The organism is Adhaeribacter radiodurans, assembly GCF_014075995.1.
In the GTDB taxonomy this organism is placed as follows: Bacteria; Bacteroidota; Bacteroidia; order Cytophagales; family Hymenobacteraceae; genus Adhaeribacter; species Adhaeribacter radiodurans.
Genome location: NZ_CP055153.1, coordinates 1,364,049 through 1,383,860, shown reverse-complemented (window position 1 = coordinate 1,383,860; position 19,812 = coordinate 1,364,049). Strand labels below are relative to the sequence as shown.

The window sequence follows — 19,812 nt, the reverse complement described above, 5'->3', positions numbered from 1 at the left end:
CTTTTACTTTTGGTATGCCGGTATTTTCTGGCATTTTATTTACTAAATTTTATGATATACAGATAATCAGCTATTTACTTTGATCTAAACTCCACCTGCAATAGCTGGAATAATACTGATAACCGAGCCGGATTGCACCGGCGTTTGTTCATTTTGCAAAGCTTTAATGTCTTCGTCGCCCAGGTATAACCGCACAAACTTACGTACTTGTCCCGCATCGTCGAATAAGTGTTTCTTTATTTCAGGATGCGTTTCAGCTAAGCTTTGCAAGCTTTCCAGTACAGTGGTTCCATTTGTTTCAATGGTAGCCTGGTTGCCGGTAAATTTCCGGAGCGGAGTAGGAATAATTACTTTTGCCATTTTTTAGGTATTGCTAGTATAATTTTCGGTTTGTAAAATTTTCTCTTCTTCGAACTGGCTATCTTCATTTAATTGCCAGGAAGTTATATCCGCTACTTTTCCCTCCATTACTGATACAATAATGTAAGAGAAAAAAGGTACGGCTTGCTTTAAATCGTGCTCAGAAGGCCGGGCCGGATGATTGGGGTGCGAATGATACACCCCCAGTAAATTCGTGTTATTTTCCAGTGCGTATCGTTCGGCCCGCATGTAATCTTCCGGCGATATTTCGAAACGGCGGCGTTTGTCTCCGTCTTTGCTATTTATTACTTGTATAGCTTCTTGTATCAGTCGAACGTCATTTTCTTCGCCGTACAGAAAACCGCAACACTCATCCGGATAAATCTCAGTAGCGTGTTCTTGTATAATGCGTTGAGCGGCTTCTGCCAGTTGTAGTTTCATTTATTTCGTTTTACTAATTCTATAAAGAAAGAACTCGGGTATTTCCGCCAGTTACAAACTGGCTTCTTATTTTTATGCTTCGCTAAACTTGCACCAGGAAATCAGATAAAATTTTAAAGAATTACTAAATCCCATCTAAAACTAACATCCAGATACTAGTGTCTAAAAAAGCGATTTTAAAACTTCACTATACTTTTCGGCATTATCCGGGAAAACCGTAACAATTACACCTTCGTCGATGCTTTCGGCCACTTTAATGGCTCCGGCCAGGTTAGCGGCCGCCGATGGACTAACCAGTAAACCTTCGGTTTGCGATACTTTCTGTATTAAATCAAAGGCCTCATATGTGTCGATAGCTAAATTCTGGTTAGCCAATGTACCATCGTAGATTTTAGGCACGCGCGCTGTTTCTAAATGCTTCCAACCTTCTAAACCATGCATGGCCGCATCGGGCTGCAAAGAAATTAATTCAATCGCTGAATTTAATTCTTTTAACCGCCGACTGGTTCCGGTAAAAGTCCCGGTAGTTCCCAAACCCGCTACAAAGTGGGTTATTTCTCCTTTGGTTTGCCGGAAAATTTCGTTGGCGGTAGTATGGTAATGGGCTTGCCAGTTACTTTGGTTGCCATATTGGTCAGCGTAGAAATACCGGTCAGGGTAATCTGAGAACAACTGTTTAGCTATTTCCTGGGCCTCATCTGTAGAGCCGAACCGCGACGTATAAACAATATTAGCTCCAAAAGCTTTAAGTAAAGTTTTACGTTCTTCCGAGGCATTTTCGGGTAAGCAAATAGTAACGGGTATTTGAATAGCAGCGCCAATAGCAGCGTAGGCAATAGCCGTATTACCGCTCGAAGCATCTAACAAAGATTGACCAGGCTGTAAGCGGCCGCTTTTTACCGCATCCTGAATAATCCGGAAAGCCGGTCGGGCTTTTACGCTCCCTCCTAATTGCTGCCACTCCAGCTTAGCATAAATTTTTACTCCCGGTTTAGAAAAAGCCCGGGTAATCGGGAATAACGGTGTATTGCCGACAAAGGAACTCAAATTATTTAATTGCTCTTGTAAATCAAGCGTTTCGGCGGTAAGAAGCATATTTTAAAATGTTTAAGTCTTAAGTTTTTTATGAAAAAGAAATAAAAAAAGCCTTTCCGGTTTGGGAAAGGCTTGATGATATATACGTATCCTAAAATCAACACGCAGGCGCATCAAGGCCTTCCCGAGGGCAAGCACAGCAACAGCAACACGCCGCAAAGTTGAAAATTAGTTGTTCGTTCATTTTTTATTTCTTTTATCTATAAACAAAAAAAGCCGTTCCTAGTTTCGGAAAGGCTCTAAATATTTACTTTTTTTAAAATAATTATTTAACCGTAAACCTTTCCGAAGGTACAGACTTAGCACAACAGCAACAAGCCGCTCCGTAAATACCCAAAAAAAGGCTTTGTTTTACTTTCATAATTATAGTAATTGGGGCAAAGGTAAAAAACTAAACCATAGCACAAAATATTTAGGCACAAATTTAATGCCGCCATTCATTTAGAAGCTACCAACAACTATTTACTGCCATCCTGTACATAAAAAGCTGCCATTTAGTAAATTTGGCTTGTTGTAAGGAAAAGATTCGCCGTTGGGTTGCGTTAACTGCCCGCCTGCCTGAGCCAGAATGGCTTGCCCGGCAGCAGTATCCCATTCCATGGTGGGCCCGTAACGGTAATAAAGCTGCGCCCGGCCTTCGGCAATCAAACAAAATTTTAAAGAAGACCCAATCCGCACTTCATCTGAAACCGGAAATGATTGCAAAAAAGTAATTTCTTCAGGCGTACTATGCGACCGGCTTTTTACTATTACTAAATTTTCTGTTTTACCGCTTACCTGAAGTTTAATTTCTGGCTGGTTACCAATTTGTTTAAAAGCACCATTCTGCCCGTCGGTATAATAAAGTTCGTCGGGTACGGGAGCATAAATAACGCCGGCAACTGGTTTATTGTTAGCCATTAAAGCAATGTTTACCGTAAATTCCCCGTTGCGGCTAATAAATTCTTTGGTACCATCCAAAGGGTCAACGCACCAGTAGTATTTCCAATTTCGGCGTTCTTCGTAGGGCACTAACTTTCCTTCTTCGGATAATACCGGAATGTCGGGTGTTAGAGTAGCTAAACCAGTAGAGATGATATCGTGAGCTGCCTGATCGGCTTGCGTTAAAGGTGATTGATCGCTTTTTAATGTAACCTGCGTAAAACTGGCTGGTTGGTTATACACCTGCATTATAGCTTGGCCAGCATCTTTCGCTAATTGCAAAAGCGATGGCATTAAGGAAGCAAGAGAAAAAGTTTGCATTATGGTTTTAAAAGGGTAGCAGAGTTTAAATCGAAATAAAAGTCTTGCAATAGGCGGGCAATTTATAATTAATTAGTTAAAATAATAGTAGCTCCTGGTTGTTATTACCTTTCAGACTTAAAAGTACTAAACCTCTTTTTTATCAAGAATTCCAATCAAGGATTTCACCTGTTTTGTTTCTTTTTCAAACTTCCGCACGAAAACTTATTATCTTATTTAAATACCGCTTAATTTAGCCGCGAATTTTTCAAAAACAACATGGCAGAAAATATTCATCCGATTTTCGACCAAACGCTTTCGCGCACCAGTAAAGAAGAATTGCTTCGGCAACGGGCACTCGTTATCTGGATGGTAGGATTATCCGGCTCGGGTAAAAGCACATTGGCAAAAGGTTTGGAGTTTGCCCTGCACCAGCGCGGCCACCTTACCCAACTACTCGACGGCGATAATTTGCGAAGTGGCATAAATAATAATCTGGGCTTTTCCGAAACTGACCGAATGGAAAATATTCGTCGTTCGGCTGAGGCTGCCAAGTTATTTTTAAGTGCCGGCGTGGTTACCATTTGTTCGCTTATTAGCCCAACTAGCGAAATCCGGAATTTAGCGAAAAGCATTATAGGCGAATCAAATTATTACGAGGTGTACATTAATGCTCCTTTTGAAGTTTGTGCGCAGCGCGATGTAAAGGGCTTATATAAAAAAGCTTTAAACGGCGAAATCAAGAACTTTACCGGTTTGGATGCACCCTTTGAAGAACCTCAAAACCCTCACCTTGAAATTCGTACCTATCAAGATAACTACGAGGTTAGCTTACAAAAGCTTTTGGATGCTATCTTACCCCGCATTACCTTTGCCGCTTTAGGTTAAAAGGTTGAAGGATGGAAAGTTGAAAGGTTAGAAATTTAAAAATGGATAACATTCTTCTACTAACCAATATCCTTAATACCAATTAGTAAAAACAAATTCGACTATATAATAAATAAACTGTGGTCCGTGGACCATGGACTGTGGACTAAAACACATGTATTCCTATAAACTTAGTTATCTTAAGCAACTCGAAGCCGAATCTATATTTTTGATTCGCGAAGCTGTTGCGCAATTTGAAAATCCGGTATTGCTTTTTTCCGGTGGTAAAGATTCTATTGTAATGGCACATCTGGCGCGCAAAGCTTTTTGGCCCAGCAAGTTACCTTTCCCGATGTTGCACGTAGATACTGGTCACAACTTCCCTGAAACCATTGAATTCCGTGATTACCTGGTGAATAAAATTGGCGCCCGCCTGATTGTTCGCACGGTTCAGGATTCTATTGACCAAGGTTTGGCTCAGGAAGAAAAAGGCCCCAACCCAAGCCGAAACGGTTTGCAAACCATTACTCTTTTGAGCGCCATCGAAGAATTTAAGTTTGATGCAGCTTTTGGCGGTGCCCGGCGCGACGAAGAAAAAGCCCGCGCCAAAGAGCGTTTCTTTTCGCACCGCGACGAATTTGGCCAATGGGACCCGAAAAACCAGCGCCCGGAGTTGTGGCACTTGTACAATGGTCGTAAAAATGTAGGCGAGCATTTCCGGGTGTTCCCGCTGAGTAACTGGACGGAATTGGATATTTGGCAGTACATTGCTTCCGAAAACCTAGAAATTCCGAGCATTTACTTTTCGCACCAGCGCGAAATTGTGAACCGCAAAGGCGTGTTACTTGCAAAATCCGAATACATTTCCTTACTAAAAGACGAACAGTACGAAGAAAGAACCGTGCGTTTCCGGACGGTGGGCGATATGACCTGTACTGGGGCGGTATTCTCACCGGCTAGTTCCATCGACGACATTATTGCCGAAGTAGCGGCTGCCCGAGTTACCGAACGCGCTGCCCGCGCCGACGACCAACGCTCCGAAGCTGCCATGGAAGACCGTAAAAAACAAGGCTATTTTTAAAATAGTCCATGGTTCATAGCCGATGGGCCACAATCTAATTTATTTATTGTTGCATAGTTCTAATGGTAATTGCGGAATGATCAAATGGTTAAATTTAGAAAAAGTATATTTCTAAGTTTTAACTTTAAAACCTTTCCACTTTCTAACCTTTCAACTTGCAACCTGTAACCTGCAACTTGCAACCCAATAAAATGGAAATAAAAGAACAAAAACGCGATGCCGATTTGCTGCGGTTTATTACCTGCGGCAGCGTGGATGACGGTAAAAGTACCCTCATTGGCCGTTTACTGTACGATACGAAAACAATTTTTGAAGACCAGCTCCAAAATATTGAGCGTACCAGCCAAATGCGCGGGGAAGAGTACGTAAACCTGGCGCTACTTACCGATGGCTTGCGTGCCGAACGTGAGCAAGGAATTACCATTGATGTGGCTTACCGGTACTTTGCTACGCCCAAACGCAAATTTATCATGGCCGATACTCCCGGTCATATTCAGTATACCCGCAACATGGTAACCGGCGCTTCTACGGCTAATTTGGCCGTGGTTTTAGTAGATGCCCGCAAAGGAGTAATTGAACAAACCTGTCGCCACACTTTCATAACCTCCCTGTTAAAAATTGATCATATTATTTTGTGCGTGAACAAAATGGATTTGGTGGATTATAGCCAGGAAGTTTACGAAAAAATTAAAACCGATTTTCAGAATTTTATTTCCCGCTTAGATATTGCCGATGTGCGTTACGTGCCTGTAAGTGCCTTGCAGGGCGATAATATCGTAAACAAATCTACGAACATGCCGTGGTACGAGGGCTCCACCTTGTTGTACATGCTCGAAAATGTGCACTTGGGCAGCGACCTGAACCACGTAGATGCCCGTTTTCCGGTGCAATATGTGTTACGCCCGCAAAGCACCGAGTACCATGATTTCCGGGGATATGCTGGCCGCCTGGAAGGTGGCGTTTTTAAACCGGACGATGAAGTATTAGTGCTTCCCTCCGGATTTACGAGTACGGTAAAAAGCATCGAAACCTTTGACGGACCTGTAGCCGAAGCCTTTGCGCCCATGTCTGTAGTTATTACGCTGAACGACGAAATTGATATTAGCCGGGGCGATATGATTGTAAAGCCTAATAATCAACCGGAAGTAAGCCAGGATTTAGAAGTAATGGTGTGCTGGATGAGCGAAAAGCCGCTGGTAAAAGGCAAAAAATACATTGTGCGCCATACCACCAAAGAGGCCAAGTGTTTGGTAAAAGATATTCGTTACAAGATGAATATTAATACTTTGCACAAGATAGAAGACGACCTGAATATTGGATTAAATGATATTGGACGGATTACCCTTCGTACTACCCTGCCTCTATTTTACGACGATTACCGGAAAAATAGCGGTACCGGCAGCTTAATTTTAGTAGACGAGTTTACCAACGAAACGGTAGCCGCTGCCATTATTTTGTAATATTGCTTTGCATTAAATAAAAGAAGTGGCTGTTCGTATCAATGAACAGCCACTTCTTTTATTTAAAACTTATAATTAATTCTTTTTTCCTTCGGGAGGAGTACCTCTAATCTACTTTTTGATTCCGCTCTACTTTTACTTCTGATTGATCCTGAAAAACTTTGCCTGCTTTCAGGTCCACGTGGTAGGTAATATCCGAATCGTAAGCAATAGAATACCCCGTTTTAGGGTCATACACTTTACCTAACTGCGGAAAAATTCTTAAACCCGTTACAGAATCTTCCATATAAGCTTTAGAGGTATCAATGGCATTAGGCATAGAAGTTAAATTACTGCCCGGATTTACTAATGGCATGAATGATTTAATCTTGGGAGAATGTGCCGTTGTAAACGTTTTAAACCTTACCAGAAAGTCGTTTCGTTCATTAGTCTGCGATTGGCTTTCAAAATAAATTAGCATTCCGAAAGCCACCAAAATATATTTAACGTACTTCATAGTTGAAAATTAGTAAGTTAGATAATAATTCCTGTTAAGTTCAACAACTTACCCTAGCGATGCAAAAGGTTAAGCAAATGCATAACCTAAAAACCAAATAATAATCTAATCAATAATTTTTACCTGGCTAGCTTTTTTGAACTGGTCAGGAAACTATGAAAAATGTAGAAGTTTGACTGCTACAACCGTAATTACTAGTCTTTTTTCTGGCTAGCGCGGAATAGCTTTTGTTTTTCGTCTTTTGACAAACTCTCGTAGCCCGACCGCGAAATTTTATCTAAAATTAAATCAATTTCGGTTTGCGAAGGCTCACTACTGCCGGAAGAAGAATACGTGCTTGACCGGTTTTGGCTTTTGTAGGTTACCTTTAACGGAGTACGGGGTTTAAAAATATTCCGGAAGAAATTGGCTACCGCGTGAATAGGTCGGCCCAAATCGGAACCTCGTTGCAATTGTTTAATAAATAAAAATCCGATAAAAGCACCGCCCAAGTGCGCTAAATTACCTCCGGCATTATCGCCGATGGCCCCGGAAATAGATAAAAGCACGAAGAAAGCGGCAATGTATTTAATTTTTACCGGCCCAATAAACAACAGGTTAAATTGAAAATTAGGTAATAAAGTTGCGGCTGCAACCGTAACCGCCAGAGTACTCGCCGAAGCCCCAATCATGGTAGCGTATACGGCTCGAGGCTGGTAATATGGAATCAGATTATAAAACATCAGAAAAAACAAACCACCCGCTAAACCACCCAGAATATACAAACTTACCAGTTTTTTATCGCCTAAATACTCGCGAATAATCATCCCAAACCAATATAGATTGAGCATGTTAAAAATAATATGAAAAAACTCGCGATGAGTAAAAAAGTAACTAAATATAGTCCAGGGGCGGGTAATTAAAACTCCGGGATTAGCCGGCATGGCAATATATTCCAGAATCGTTTCAAATAAATCATCAGAATGGGTAGAAATCCGCAGAATAACCCGCAGCAGCAACAAGGCCACAAACACAATTACATTAATTAAAATTAATTGGTTGAGGGCATTGCGCAAACGGAAAACATTCCGGACATCGTCAAAAATACTAGTCATACAGGTTGGTTAGTAAAGGTTAGATCGGTCACGTTCCCAAACTTTCAGCAATATAAACGCAAAGAGCATTCCGCCTAAGTGGGCATAATGCGCGACGTTATCGCCGGGCAAGCGTTGCACGCCCGCATAAAGTTCGTAAGCACCGTAGAATAACACAAAATACTTGGCTTTTATGGGAAACGGAAAAAATAGGAGGAATAATTCCGTATTCGGGAACAACAATCCAAAAGCCATTAACAATCCAAATACAGCCCCGGAAGCTCCTACCATTGGAATGTTAATGATACTCTCGTAGATGTTTTTAATTGCTTTCTTTGAGGCCGCTATAACAGTAGGGTTGTCTGCGTTGCGTTTATATTCAATTACTGCTTGTTTATTATACTGACCTTCGTAATGGTCTTCCAGAAAAGAACTTAATTTCTCCGGTGATGGGTCTACCAGAAAAGTTTGCATTTCCTGCTGCATATTATTGAACTGGTAAGAACGAATGCCTGAATATAAAATTCCTGCCCCTACTCCACAAACCAAGTAAAAAATTAAGAAACGTTGTGCTCCCCAGCGATACTCCAGCATGGGTCCGAAAATAAATAAACTAAGCATGTTGCTGAACAAATGGCCAAAGCTACCGTGCATAAACATGTAGGTAATAAATTGGTAAGCACCAAAATGCTGCGAACGAAAATCATATAAAGCAAAAGGAGCCGAACTGCCAAAATAAGAAAAAGCCAGAAACGCCACTACATTAATGATAAGTAGGTTTCGGACCATGGGGGTTAGATTCATCATACTATGTAATATCAATTTTTAAGAAAAAAGTTTTGCAACTGGCCCAATTCCATCATTACTAACGTTTTTTGCCCGGATGGGGTATAATTCGGGGTTTGGCAGGCAAATAGCTTGTCTACGAGCGCATTCATCTCTAAATCAGTAAGGCGGCTAGTATAGCGCGATGCTACTCTTTTAGCCATAGACCGGGCCAGGTTTTCTTTGGTTGATAAAGTTATTTCCTGTTGATTGTTTTTATATTGTTCGAGCAATTCTTCGAGCAATGCTTTCTCATCGCGGGCCGGCACATCGGCTGGTATCCCATTCAATACAATGGTGTTTTTGCCAAATTCACTAAATACAAAACCAAGAGCATTAAATTCTTTCGTAAGCTGCTGTAGCAAATCGTAATCGCCGGGCGAGAGTTGTACTACCTGCGGAAACAGCAAGGCCTGCGAACTGCCACTGTTTTTTTGCAGCGAAGCTGAATATAGTTCGTACAAAATACGCTCCTGAGCAGCTTGTTGGTCTACGAGCATAATCCCCGACTTTACCTGCACCATTATGTACTTCTGGTGTACCTGCAAAGCCTTTTTACCCGATAAATCGCTGGCTCCTGTGGTACCAACGCTGCTCAGAAAATCAAACTCCGATAAGTTACTTTCGTTTATTTCGCGCGGAAATTCTCGTGAAACTTGTTGTAAGGGTTCAAAAACTTTCTGCCAATCCTGCGCTGGTTTACTTTTTCCTGTAGCAACAGAAGCTTCAGGAGCCCGCGTAATTGTATTTTGTTGAATAAAACTTTCAAAACTAGCGGCTTTAGCAAAATTACTTTCATTAGCCGGCGAAACAACTGGGTGCAGGGCTGAAAAATTTACGTCGCCGTCAAAATCCAGCGAAGGAGCAATATTGTGCACTCCTAACGATTGCTTCACGGCCGCCCGAACAATAGCATAAACGGTTTTTTCATCCTCAAATTTTATTTCGGTTTTGGTAGGATGCACATTTATATCTATACTTTCGGGAGCAATTTCAATAAATAACACGTAAAACGGATGGCTGTCTTTGGGTAGCAAACCTTCGTAAGCCGTTAATACAGCGTGGTTTAGATACGAACTACGGATATACCGCTCATTTACGAAAAAGAATTGCTCGCCCCGGCTTTTTTTAGCAAACTCTGGCTTGCCAATGTAGCCTTTTACTTTAATAAAAGGCGTTACTTCTTCGCAAGTAGCTAATTGCTCCCGGTAATTATTACCAAATAAATTTACAATACGTTGGCTGAGTTTACCGGCCGGTAACTGAAAAATTTCAATTTCGTTCTGGTAAAGCGAAAAAGCAACGTCCGGATGGGCTAAGGCGAGATGCATAAATTCATCTAAAATATGCCGCATTTCTACCGGGTTCGATTTTAGAAAATTTCTTCGGGCCGGCACGTTGTAAAACAAATTTTTCACACAAACCGAAGTTCCATCCGGTACAGCTACTGGTTCCTGGCTTATTAATTCAGAACCTTCCATCACAATTTTGGTTCCGGTATCGTTGGTGCGGGTTTTGGTTTTAAGCTCTACCTGGGCTACCGCTGCAATAGAAGCCAGCGCTTCGCCCCGGAAACCCATGGTGCGTATCCGGAATAAATCTTCGGTAGTTTTGATTTTAGAAGTTGCGTGGCGTTCGAAGCACATGCGCGCATCGGTGTCGCTCATTCCCAAGCCATTATCTACCACCTGAATCAATTGTTTTCCGGCTTCTTTCACTATCAACTGAATGCTGGTGCTCTGGGCATCTACAGCATTTTCGAGCAATTCCTTCACCACCGAGGCCGGCCGTTGCACCACTTCCCCGGCCGCAATCTGGTTTGCTAAATACTCGGGCAACAAACGAATTATATCGGGCATGCAGCAATATTTAAATTTAATAACAAGGCAAACTTAAAAAATTAATTTAAAGGAATACGACACCAGTTACAACACTTTTGCATCAGACGCCTTCGTTTATTATGTATCCTATGCGCCGGTAAAGGCAAGCAGAAAAAGAAAGGTAAAAAGAATTAGCTAGTTTAAACCAAGTAGTTTTAAATTACCTTCTACTTATTCAATCGAAAATTTATTAGTAATATTACAAACGATTTGTTGGATTTTGCGTTTTGAATTTTGGTTTTTATCGGGATAGTTTTTTGTTTATAGAATAAACTTGCCGCTAAAGGATGAAAAACAAAGGTAGCAGGAACCGAAATAGGAAAAGATTGGTTTTTTGGCCACAAACTACGGTAAATTGTAGTAATATTTATAGGAGGCGAACTTTCGTTACGAATTAGAATCTGGTCTGGCAATTTCGGTTTTATTCTAGCCTATTCAAAATAACTAGTATTTGGTACCCATGTGGAAGAGAATTTTACTTCTTGTTTCGGTTAGCGTTTTTCTGGGATTAACTTTACTTCTGTCGTCGTATAGCCCAACAGATCAACCTGTTGTAAGTAAAATTGAGCAGAATTGGGTAGATAGTGTTTTTTCGTCGCTTACTTTCGATCAAAGGCTGGGCCAGTTATTTATGGTAACGGCCCTTTCTAACCGGGGTTCCCAGCATGTGCAGGAAATTGAAAAATTAGTAACCCAATATAACATTGGGGGTTTAATGTTTCTGTATGGTAGTCCTTACCGCCAAGCCTCACTCACTAACCAGTATCAATCAAAAGCTAAAGTTCCGCTGCTTATTGCCATGGATGCCGAATGGGGTCTAAATATGCGCCTGGATAGCAGCATGCACTTTGCCAAACAAATGACTTTAGGTGCCATGGCCGATGAACATTACGTTTATTTGATGGCTCAGGAGATTGCGTTAAACCTGCACCGATTGGGCGTACAAGTTAGTTTCTCGCCGGTGTTGGATGTAAATAGCAATCCTAAAAATCCCGTTATAGGTAACCGTTCCTTCGGAGAATCAAAAGAACAGGTAAGTCGCCGCGGAATAGCCTACATTAAAGGTTTGCAGGATAACGGTATTATTGCCGTAGCCAAACATTTTCCAGGTCACGGCGACACCGATACCGATTCGCACCGGGCACTTCCCGTTATTAACTCTGATTTAAAAAGATTAACAGAAGTGGATCTTTACCCGTTTGTGCAATCTTTTCAGGCGGGGGTAAAAGGAGTAATGGTGGGCCACCTCTATATGCCCCAGTTCGATTCTTCGGAAGTGAAAGCCACTACCCTGTCTCATAAACTGGTAACCGGCTTATTAAAGCAAAAGATGAACTACCAGGGATTGGTATTTACCGATGCCTTAAACATGAAAAGTGTAACCCGGGCGTACAAACCAGGCCAGTTAGATGCCATGGCGCTGCTGGCGGGTAACGATGTGTTATTATTTTCGGAAAATGTACCCACTGCCATTACCGAAATTAAAAACGCAATCGGCCGAGGGGAAATTACTCCCGAAGATATTGATGCCCGGGTCCGGAAAATATTACACGCTAAATACTGGGCCGGATTGGGCCAATATCGCCCGATAAACCTGAGCCACCTGAAAGAAGAATTGAATCGCCCCCATAGCCGGGCAGTACAACACAAACTTTACGAACAATCGGTAACTGTAGTGGCTAACCACGGTAATTTACTGCCTTTCCGGGAAGTAGATACCACCCGTTATGCTCACGTGAGTATTGGTATCCGGCCTGATAATCCATTTACCGAAACCCTGCAGCATTACGCTCCTTTTGCCACTTTTAACGTACGGGAGCGGTACGTACCCGATTCTGTTTTTATCAACCTGCGGAAAAAGTTACGCGGTTTTGATGTAGTAGTAGTTAGTTTACATAGCCTGAACAGCACTTCGGTGAGCAATTACGGTATCGGTGAGTATTCCCGCACCTTTATTCAGAAACTGCAAAAAGAAAATCCGCGGCAAAAAGTGGTAGTATGTGTATTGGGCAATGCCTACAGTTTAAAATATTTTGAAGGCAGTAAATGGCTGGTGTGTAGCTACGAAGATAATCCGGTTTCGCAGAGTGTAACGCCGCAGGTATTATTTGGTTCTTTACCTGCCCAAGGCAAACTGCCGGTTACCGCTTCGGCCGCTTTCCCGGCGGGCTTTGGTCTGGAAACGGCCAGTTTAAATCGTCTTCGCTACGATGTTCCGGAAAGCGTTGGTCTCGACTCAAACGTTTTAAGCGAAATTGATGAATTAGCCATTGAAGCTATTAACACAAAAGCTACCCCCGGTTGTCAGGTACTGGTAGCCCGCGACGGGGCCATAGTATTTAACAAATCCTATGGCAAGTATACATATGAAGGTAACCAATCGGTTACAACCAATACCCTCTACGACATTGCTTCCATTACTAAAGCAGCCTCTACTCTGCAGGCTATTATGTACTTAAAAGATCAAGGCAAGTTAGATTTAAACCAAAAGTTATCTTATTACCTCCCCGAGGTGATTGGCTCTAATAAGCAAAATTTAATAATTAAAGATATTTTGCTGCACCAAGCGGGTCTGCAACCGGGTATTCCTAACTGGCAAAAAACCTTGGCTTCGATGCAGTTGAGCCCAACTTACTACGCGAGTGCGCAAACTACCATTTACCCGAACGAGGTGGCTCCCGGCATTTACTCCGTGAAAACTATGGAAGATTCGCTCTGGTCCTGGACCTTACACTCGCGCCTGTTGCCTAAGAAAAGAGGAGTTGCCCGCTACGAGATGAAGTACAGTGACCTTAGTTTTTACATTTTAAAACGGGTAGCCGAACGTTTGCTGCAACAACCACTTGCCGAATTTAATGACAAATATTTTTACCAGCGCTTAGGTTTACATACGCTTACTTACAATCCTTTAAATAAATTCCCGAAAGAACAAATTGCTCCTACCGAGTACGATAACTATTTCCGACGAAGCTTGATTTGGGGTACGGTGCACGATCAGGCAGCAGCCATGCTGGGTGGCGTAGCCGGTCACGCCGGCTTATTCAGTACAGCTACCGACCTGGCGGTTTTAATGGAAATGAACCGATTAAACGGAAATTACGGGGGCATTCAGTATTTTAAAACACCCGTAGTAACGGAATTTGCGCAACAGCAAGACCCTACTAACCGTCGCGGTTTAGGCTGGGACAAACCTAACCCGAATGGTTTCGGACCTACCTCTATTAAGGCTTCCATAAATTCATTTGGCCATACCGGTTTTACCGGCACCTGCGCCTGGGTTGACCCCGATCAAAAACTCGTGTATATCTTCTTATCGAACCGCGTGTATCCGAACGCTGCCAATCAAAAATTACTTACCGAAAATTTCCGGACCCGCATTCACGATGTTATTTATAAAGCTATTCTAACAAAGTCGTAATTTTAAGTGCAATCAGGCATTTTTGAGGCTAAAATTTTAGCCGGGCAAATTAAAAAGTAAATAAATTAAAGTAATAACTCACCTTTTTGCCTTACAATCGAAAATGCTGTATCTGCCACTACCAAATATTTCGTAAGCCATAAGTAGATATTGCAAGAGCAGGTTACTAAGTTTGCTTTCTGGAAGAAAAGGGTATAGAATGAGCTGTAATAGCTCTACAACTTAAATTTCTGTTAGCAACCATTGGCTCCTTCAACTGCATTTTTATCCTGTGGTTTTTAGTAAATTTTTCTAATAAGAATCAACCTAAGTTATTGTTACAGGTAAGCTTATTTAAACTTTTACTTACTAAATTAAAATAGCTTAAAATTAAAGTTTGCGAAAGTTAATTTATGCTGCCGAACATTTGTTCTTTTTAATGGTTGTTGTACGTACATTGCTTAAAACTCATTTACTTTTACCATGAATATCGGAGTTGTTTGTTACCCTACTTTTGGCGGCAGTGGTGTTGTAGCCACCGAATTAGGGAACGCTTTGGCTGTAAGAGGCCATAAAGTTCATTTTATTACCTACAGTCAACCCGTTCGGCTTGATTTTTTTAGTGCCAATGTTTTCTACCACGAAGTAAACGTTCCCTCTTATCCCCTTTTTCAGCATGCACCATACGAGTTGGCCTTAGCTAGTAAAATGGTAGATATTGTGCAGTTCGAAAAGCTGGATATTTTACACGTACACTATGCTATTCCGCACGCATCGGCCGCTTTTATGGCTAAACAAATCCTGAAAACAAAAGGCATAAACATTCCGGTTGTAACAACTTTGCACGGCACTGATATTACCCTGGTAGGAAAAGATTCGTCATATGAACCGGTGGTTACCTTTAGTATTAACCAATCAGATGGCGTAACGGCTGTTTCGAATGATCTGCGCCGGGAAACCTACGAGCATTTCGCTATTGAAAAAGAAATTGTAGTTATTCCTAACTTTATCAATTTACAGCGATTCCGGAAACAACACAAAGACCATTTTCGGGCAGCTATTGCTCCTTTTGGCGAAAAGCTTTTAGTGCATACCTCTAACTTCCGGGGTGTAAAAAGAGTACAGGACGTATTAAAAATATTTGATAAAGTCCGGCGCAAAATTCCGAGCAAATTACTTTTAGTCGGCGACGGACCCGACCGGCAGAAAATGGAAAAACTTTGTCGTCAGCTTAAAATTTGCGGCGATGTTCGTTTTTTAGGCAAGCTTGATGCCGTTGAGGAAGTACTTTCGGTATGTGATTTATTTCTGATGCCCTCGGAAAAAGAAAGCTTTGGTTTGGCAGCTCTCGAAGCCATGGCCTGCGAAGTACCGGTTATTTCCTCGAACGCCGGCGGTATTCCGGAATTGAACCTTGACGGGGTAACTGGTTTCGTAAGTAATGTGGGCGATGTGGAAGATATGGTTAAAAATGCTTTGTTTATTTTAGATGATGCCCAATTACCCCAGTTCCGCGCCAATGCCTTAGCCCGCGCCCGCGAATTTGAAGTAGACAAGATTGTGCCCCGCTACGAAGATGTGTATCAAAAAGTAATTGACGCCCAACTACAGGAAGTAAGCGCCTCAGTTTAGCCTCAAACATTCTATAAATAAGAAGCCTCGCCGTTTGGTGGGGCTTTTTTATTTATCAGGCAGAGAGTAATAAGCGTTTTCTTTTTAATTGAATTTGCTCGTATACAAAATATATTAAGCTTTGCTTTTAACAACCAGCAGATTTAAAATCAGAATGAGTAGTTTAGAAATACCGGGCTTTAAAGACAAACAAGAACTAATAGATAAAATTGTAGCTTATCCTTTAGAATTTTCGGAAGCAGAATTTAAGCAATTGGTTGATCCCGAACTACAACTGAATTTTGCCGATTTACGCCAATTATTGCTGCGGATATTCGACCTAAACGAAAATTCTCTCCTGGTTGAATCAGATGCAACTACTGGTATTTTAGGTCTATTAAACAAACTAAGTACGTATTTCCGGCATGTCCATTACTATCAGAAAATCAAAAGAGGTTTTCGGAACCCCAAGTATACCAAGCATAAAGTAATCGTAGCGGAAGGCGATTCGTGGTTTCAGTTCCCCTTTTTTATCAAGGATATTTTGGATTGGCTAAGCAAGGAACCGAACTATGCCATTTACAGTCTGGCCTACGGAGGCGATTGGTTTACTAATATCTTGTACGACGAAAAATACATCGAAGAACTCTCCATTCACCGGCCCGAAGTATTTTTGATTAGTGGGGGCGGTAATGACTTATTAAGCTTTAATCGCCTGGCCATAATGGTAAAAGCAAAATGTACCGGCCCTTTGCGCCCGGCTCACGAAATAGAAAAAATGCTGGCCGGGGAAAATGAGCAGGATAAAGCAGATATTTTAACGGGTTACCAGTATCTAACCAAAGATTTTTATTCTTTTATCTGGACCATTAAAGCCCAATATTATCAACTTTTTCAGCGTTTGCGTGATTCCGGCAAGTTTAATGACATGAAAATAATTACCCAAGGCTACGATTACGCCATTCCTACTTATAAAACCCGCTGGAAAAAATGGTACGCCTTACAACCTATTCTAAACCTAATGATAGGCTCCGGCAAATGGCTTAAAAGGCCCCTTATGATTAAAGGCATTACGGATGAGGTAACCAGCCAAAAAATTATAAAAGCCATTATCTTTGAAGTAAATTATATGTTTGCCGATGTAGCTCGTTCATTCAAAAACGTGTACCACATTGATTGCCGGGGTACCGCATCTAATTTTAATGATTGGTTCGACGAGCTGCACTTACATTCCGAAAAATTTAAACAAGTTGCCGAAGCATATAAACATTGCATTGAAAATTCACCCGGCAACAAAGTTATAAAGGTAGTTGGGCAACCAGGTTAAAAAATAATTTAAATTTTCAAAACCTAATAATTGTAAAAACTGCAGCAAGTAGCATTTAAAATATAAATAATACTACCTGCTGCAAAGTACAATATAGTATTTCAAACTTATTTACTAACTACAAGTTTTTTACTTGCGGCACTTTGTCCATTAATTAAAAGCCGGTAAATGTAAACACCTTCCGGCAACTGTCTATTATTTAAGTTAAGTTCTCCCAAGCCTTTTTGACTGATATTGACGGAATGAACCTCTTTCCCATCTGCCGAGTAAAACTTAAGCTGTGCCGCCATTGCTGATTCTGGAATAAAGTAGCGGATAAGAGTAGATTCTTTCGAAGGATTAGGTTCATTTTGCCACAGTTCTGCTCCCAATGGAGTTTTTTCTGAAGGAATTAAAGGAGTATTAGGAGAAAGTAACTGTTTTACCTGGGCGAGTTCATTTTGTAAAGCAGTAATTTGTTGACTTTGTTGCTTTACCGCGTTAATCAGCATATAAGTAAGCGCATTGCCATCAAATTCAAGATATTTTTCCTCCTGACCAGTTTCATCTTTAAAAGCAAACTCACTAACAGTATAAGGTGCCACCTTTTGCATGTCCTGGGCAATTACTCCTACGTAACGGTCTTCACTAGTAATACCTGCTTTACCATTATACCGAAACCAAACCGGATTCACTTTTGAAAGCATTTCTAATCCATCGGTAAACGATTCCACATCCTTTTTAAGGCGGTTATCCGAAGCAGCTATCCAAGGTCCACCCCCAATTTTTGCCGCATCCCTAGAGTTAACGTGAAGCGTATGCTGAGGAGCGGTGGTACGAATACCTACATTCGTGTTAGCTGTAGCATTGTTAACCCCAAAAATGGCTCCAAGCACAAGTGAATTATCTTGTGATACCTGAGCCCTGATACCAATGGCTGTAGCATTGGAAAGAGTTCCAACACTTGGACCAGCTAAATAGCCTAAACTGCTGTTACCAGAGCCAGTAGTATTAGAAATACCCGCATCTCTTCCAACAAAGGAATTATAATCACCAGAAGTATTATCTCTACCAGCTCTGTATCCAATAAAAGAATTACTTTGACCTACGGTATTTGCATAACCAGATCGCCAGCCTAAAAAAGCATTTAGACCACCGGTGGTATTTGAATATCCCGATTGATAACCTATAAGTGAATTAGAACTACCAGTTGTATTGCCATGACCAGCAGCAGCTCCTATGAAAGAATTATGTTCACCAACATTATTGGCGTCACCAGCTCGGTAGCCTAGGAAAGTATTAAAACCACCAGTAGTATTCAAGCGGCCTGCCGCAAATCCTACAAAAGTATCGCCAGCACCCGTAGTATTAGTTAAACCTGCAGTATAACCAAAGAAAGAGTTATAAAAACCTGTGGTGTTACTTGCACCAGCATTACCTCCTACGAAAGAATTACCAGACCCAGTAGTATTTTTGTAACCAGCTCGCCAGCCTAAAAAAGCATTTAGATTACCAGAAGTATTTCTAAACCCTGATTCGAAGCCAATAAATGAATTAGAACTACCAGTTGTATTGGCTCTACCTGCACTCCTGCCAAAGAAAGCATTTTCACTACCAGTGGTGTTGACTCTACCCGCGCTGTAACCTACGAAGGAATTAGAATTACCAATAGTATTGCCACTACCGGCACTATATCCTACAAAAGAGTTGGCTTCACCGGTAGTATTTGAATATCCAGCTTGATAACCAATAAATGAATTAAAACTACCAGTACTGTTTGCATAACCGGCATAGTAGCCAAAAAAAGAATTATTATTTCCAGTTGAATTCGTAATTCCGGCACTTCTTCCAAAAAAGGAATTATTACGACCGGTAGTATTGCCTCTACCTGCACTATAGCCTACAAAAGAATTGCTGCTTCCTGAAGTATTAACATACCCTGCCCTATAACCAAAGAAAGAATTATAATTACCTACAGTGTTGAATCGTCCAGCCTGGTATCCTACAAATGTATCATAACTGCCAGTTGTATTAGCAAAACCTGCCCTAGAACCGGCAAAATAATTTCCGGTTTGTGCTTTAACCTCAACCTGTAACCAAATACTAATTAGCCCACAAAAAAAGCCTGTACATAAAATTTTAGATTTCATGATGTCTGAAATAAATTGATATTCGAAAGGTAATATGTAAGGAATGTACTCGACCAAGCCTTCGAAATAAGGCTAAACTGATGGGTTCAACTCGGGATAAATGAAAAAGCCTTAAAGATGCTTAGGCTTGACTGGCAGAAGATACTCCTTACTGGTAAAAAAGCCTAAAAAACAAGCTTTACAGGCAGAATATACTATATGTTCTTTAAGGAAAAATTATTTAACATTAAATTCTCTTCATTCTGAAAAGAATATGTTATTCAATAGAAAATGAGAAAAGAAAAGTTGTGGTATTTATAAGCGTACGGTATTAAGTAAATTTAGTTATATAGCTTTAATTTTTAATAAAATTTTTCAGAGAATTTTATTAAAAATTGTAAAATAATAAAAAAGTAAAATTTATAACCTAGGTTGTTAAACTAGAATTTTTATAGAATGCTACTTAAACTGAATGAAATAAATTATTAATTACTCTTAAAATTTTATACTTAATTTTACTGTTCGGCATTCATAGTAAATCTTACATTAGAAAATTACTCTTTTTTACTG

The 19,812-nt window shown here is 40.9% G+C and carries 15 protein-coding genes; 6 read left to right on the top strand and 9 right to left on the bottom strand.

Going from position 1 to position 19,812, the window contains the following annotated elements:
- Positions 1–84 precede the first annotated feature (84 nt).
- From HUW48_RS05900 to cysQ, 4 genes are all read right to left on the bottom strand, one after another.
- On the bottom strand, positions 85–360 hold the full coding sequence (locus HUW48_RS05900) for a MoaD/ThiS family protein (RefSeq protein ID WP_182414799.1): 276 nt from the start codon (positions 358–360) through the stop codon (positions 85–87).
- Positions 361–363: 3 nt separating this feature from the next.
- Complete coding sequence (locus HUW48_RS05895; protein WP_182414798.1) at positions 364–801, bottom strand: Mov34/MPN/PAD-1 family protein; 438 nt, start codon at positions 799–801, stop codon at positions 364–366.
- 162 nt (positions 802–963) lie between these two features.
- Positions 964–1,896, bottom strand: coding sequence for a PLP-dependent cysteine synthase family protein (locus HUW48_RS05890; protein ID WP_182414797.1), 933 nt, complete (start codon positions 1,894–1,896; stop codon positions 964–966).
- Positions 1,897–2,358: 462 nt separating this feature from the next.
- The gene (gene cysQ, locus HUW48_RS05885) at positions 2,359–3,138 is read right to left on the bottom strand and encodes a 3'(2'),5'-bisphosphate nucleotidase CysQ (RefSeq protein WP_182414796.1); all 780 of its coding nucleotides are present in this window, start codon (positions 3,136–3,138) and stop codon (positions 2,359–2,361) included.
- Between the two features lie 258 nt (positions 3,139–3,396).
- Between cysQ and cysC the strand changes: the two genes are divergently transcribed.
- From cysC to cysN, 3 genes are all read left to right on the top strand, one after another.
- Complete coding sequence (cysC, locus tag HUW48_RS05880; RefSeq protein WP_182414795.1) at positions 3,397–4,005, top strand: adenylyl-sulfate kinase; 609 nt, start codon at positions 3,397–3,399, stop codon at positions 4,003–4,005.
- 154 nt (positions 4,006–4,159) lie between these two features.
- Positions 4,160–5,065: a sulfate adenylyltransferase subunit CysD gene (cysD, locus tag HUW48_RS05875; protein ID WP_182414794.1), complete on the top strand. Its 906-nt coding sequence runs from the start codon at positions 4,160–4,162 to the stop codon at positions 5,063–5,065.
- A gap of 191 nt (positions 5,066–5,256) precedes the next feature.
- Positions 5,257–6,525 (top strand): sulfate adenylyltransferase subunit CysN, encoded by a 1,269-nt coding sequence (cysN, locus tag HUW48_RS05870; RefSeq protein WP_182414793.1) that lies wholly within the window; start codon positions 5,257–5,259, stop codon positions 6,523–6,525.
- Positions 6,526–6,631: 106 nt separating this feature from the next.
- On the opposite strand, the gene HUW48_RS05865 is transcribed toward cysN, so the two are convergent.
- The 4 genes from HUW48_RS05865 to mutL form a co-directional block, all read right to left on the bottom strand.
- On the bottom strand, positions 6,632–7,021 hold the full coding sequence (locus tag HUW48_RS05865; protein WP_182414792.1) for a hypothetical protein: 390 nt from the start codon (positions 7,019–7,021) through the stop codon (positions 6,632–6,634).
- 194 nt (positions 7,022–7,215) lie between these two features.
- The gene (locus tag HUW48_RS05860; protein ID WP_182414791.1) at positions 7,216–8,115 is read right to left on the bottom strand and encodes a rhomboid family intramembrane serine protease; all 900 of its coding nucleotides are present in this window, start codon (positions 8,113–8,115) and stop codon (positions 7,216–7,218) included.
- A gap of 9 nt (positions 8,116–8,124) precedes the next feature.
- Positions 8,125–8,901, bottom strand: a complete 777-nt coding sequence (locus HUW48_RS05855; protein WP_182414790.1) for a rhomboid family intramembrane serine protease — start codon at positions 8,899–8,901, stop codon at positions 8,125–8,127.
- An 11-nt stretch (positions 8,902–8,912) separates the two neighbouring features.
- Positions 8,913–10,778, bottom strand: coding sequence for a DNA mismatch repair endonuclease MutL (gene mutL, locus HUW48_RS05850; RefSeq protein WP_182414789.1), 1,866 nt, complete (start codon positions 10,776–10,778; stop codon positions 8,913–8,915).
- Positions 10,779–11,259: 481 nt separating this feature from the next.
- Between mutL and HUW48_RS05845 the strand changes: the two genes are divergently transcribed.
- The 3 genes from HUW48_RS05845 (at position 11,260) to HUW48_RS05835 (ending at position 17,134) form a co-directional block, all read left to right on the top strand.
- Positions 11,260–14,217 carry a glycoside hydrolase family 3 N-terminal domain-containing protein gene (locus tag HUW48_RS05845; RefSeq protein WP_182414788.1) on the top strand — a complete coding sequence of 986 codons (2,958 nt, stop codon included), beginning with the start codon at positions 11,260–11,262 and terminating at the stop codon, positions 14,215–14,217.
- Positions 14,218–14,679: 462 nt separating this feature from the next.
- The gene (bshA, locus tag HUW48_RS05840; protein ID WP_182414787.1) at positions 14,680–15,828 is read left to right on the top strand and encodes an N-acetyl-alpha-D-glucosaminyl L-malate synthase BshA; all 1,149 of its coding nucleotides are present in this window, start codon (positions 14,680–14,682) and stop codon (positions 15,826–15,828) included.
- 154 nt (positions 15,829–15,982) lie between these two features.
- Entirely contained in the window at positions 15,983–17,134 is a 1,152-nt protein-coding gene (locus HUW48_RS05835; protein ID WP_182414786.1) for a hypothetical protein, read from the top strand.
- Between the two features lie 107 nt (positions 17,135–17,241).
- Here HUW48_RS05835 and HUW48_RS05830 read toward each other — a convergent pair whose 3' ends face one another.
- Positions 17,242–19,263, bottom strand: a complete 2,022-nt coding sequence (locus tag HUW48_RS05830; protein ID WP_182414785.1) for a tail fiber domain-containing protein — start codon at positions 19,261–19,263, stop codon at positions 17,242–17,244.
- Positions 19,264–19,812 lie beyond the last annotated feature (549 nt).

Excerpts from the sequence above, each read along its gene's own strand:
- bshA (WP_182414787.1), top strand. The coding sequence starts at position 14,680 with ATGAATATCGGAGTTGTTTGTTACCCTACTTTTGGCGGCAGTGGTGTT.
- HUW48_RS05855 (WP_182414790.1), bottom strand. The coding sequence starts at position 8,901 with ATGATGAATCTAACCCCCATGGTCCGAAACCTACTTATCATTAATGTA.
- HUW48_RS05845 (WP_182414788.1), top strand. The coding sequence starts at position 11,260 with ATGTGGAAGAGAATTTTACTTCTTGTTTCGGTTAGCGTTTTTCTGGGA.
- HUW48_RS05860 (WP_182414791.1), bottom strand. The coding sequence starts at position 8,115 with ATGACTAGTATTTTTGACGATGTCCGGAATGTTTTCCGTTTGCGCAAT.
- cysD (WP_182414794.1), top strand. The coding sequence starts at position 4,160 with ATGTATTCCTATAAACTTAGTTATCTTAAGCAACTCGAAGCCGAATCT.
- cysN (WP_182414793.1), top strand. The coding sequence starts at position 5,257 with ATGGAAATAAAAGAACAAAAACGCGATGCCGATTTGCTGCGGTTTATT.
- HUW48_RS05830 (WP_182414785.1), bottom strand. The coding sequence starts at position 19,263 with ATGAAATCTAAAATTTTATGTACAGGCTTTTTTTGTGGGCTAATTAGT.
- HUW48_RS05900 (WP_182414799.1), bottom strand. The coding sequence starts at position 360 with ATGGCAAAAGTAATTATTCCTACTCCGCTCCGGAAATTTACCGGCAAC.
- cysQ (WP_182414796.1), bottom strand. The coding sequence starts at position 3,138 with ATGCAAACTTTTTCTCTTGCTTCCTTAATGCCATCGCTTTTGCAATTA.
- cysC (WP_182414795.1), top strand. The coding sequence starts at position 3,397 with ATGGCAGAAAATATTCATCCGATTTTCGACCAAACGCTTTCGCGCACC.
- mutL (WP_182414789.1), bottom strand. The coding sequence starts at position 10,778 with ATGCCCGATATAATTCGTTTGTTGCCCGAGTATTTAGCAAACCAGATT.
- HUW48_RS05895 (WP_182414798.1), bottom strand. The coding sequence starts at position 801 with ATGAAACTACAACTGGCAGAAGCCGCTCAACGCATTATACAAGAACAC.
- HUW48_RS05890 (WP_182414797.1), bottom strand. The coding sequence starts at position 1,896 with ATGCTTCTTACCGCCGAAACGCTTGATTTACAAGAGCAATTAAATAAT.
- HUW48_RS05835 (WP_182414786.1), top strand. The coding sequence starts at position 15,983 with ATGAGTAGTTTAGAAATACCGGGCTTTAAAGACAAACAAGAACTAATA.
- HUW48_RS05865 (WP_182414792.1), bottom strand. The coding sequence starts at position 7,021 with ATGAAGTACGTTAAATATATTTTGGTGGCTTTCGGAATGCTAATTTAT.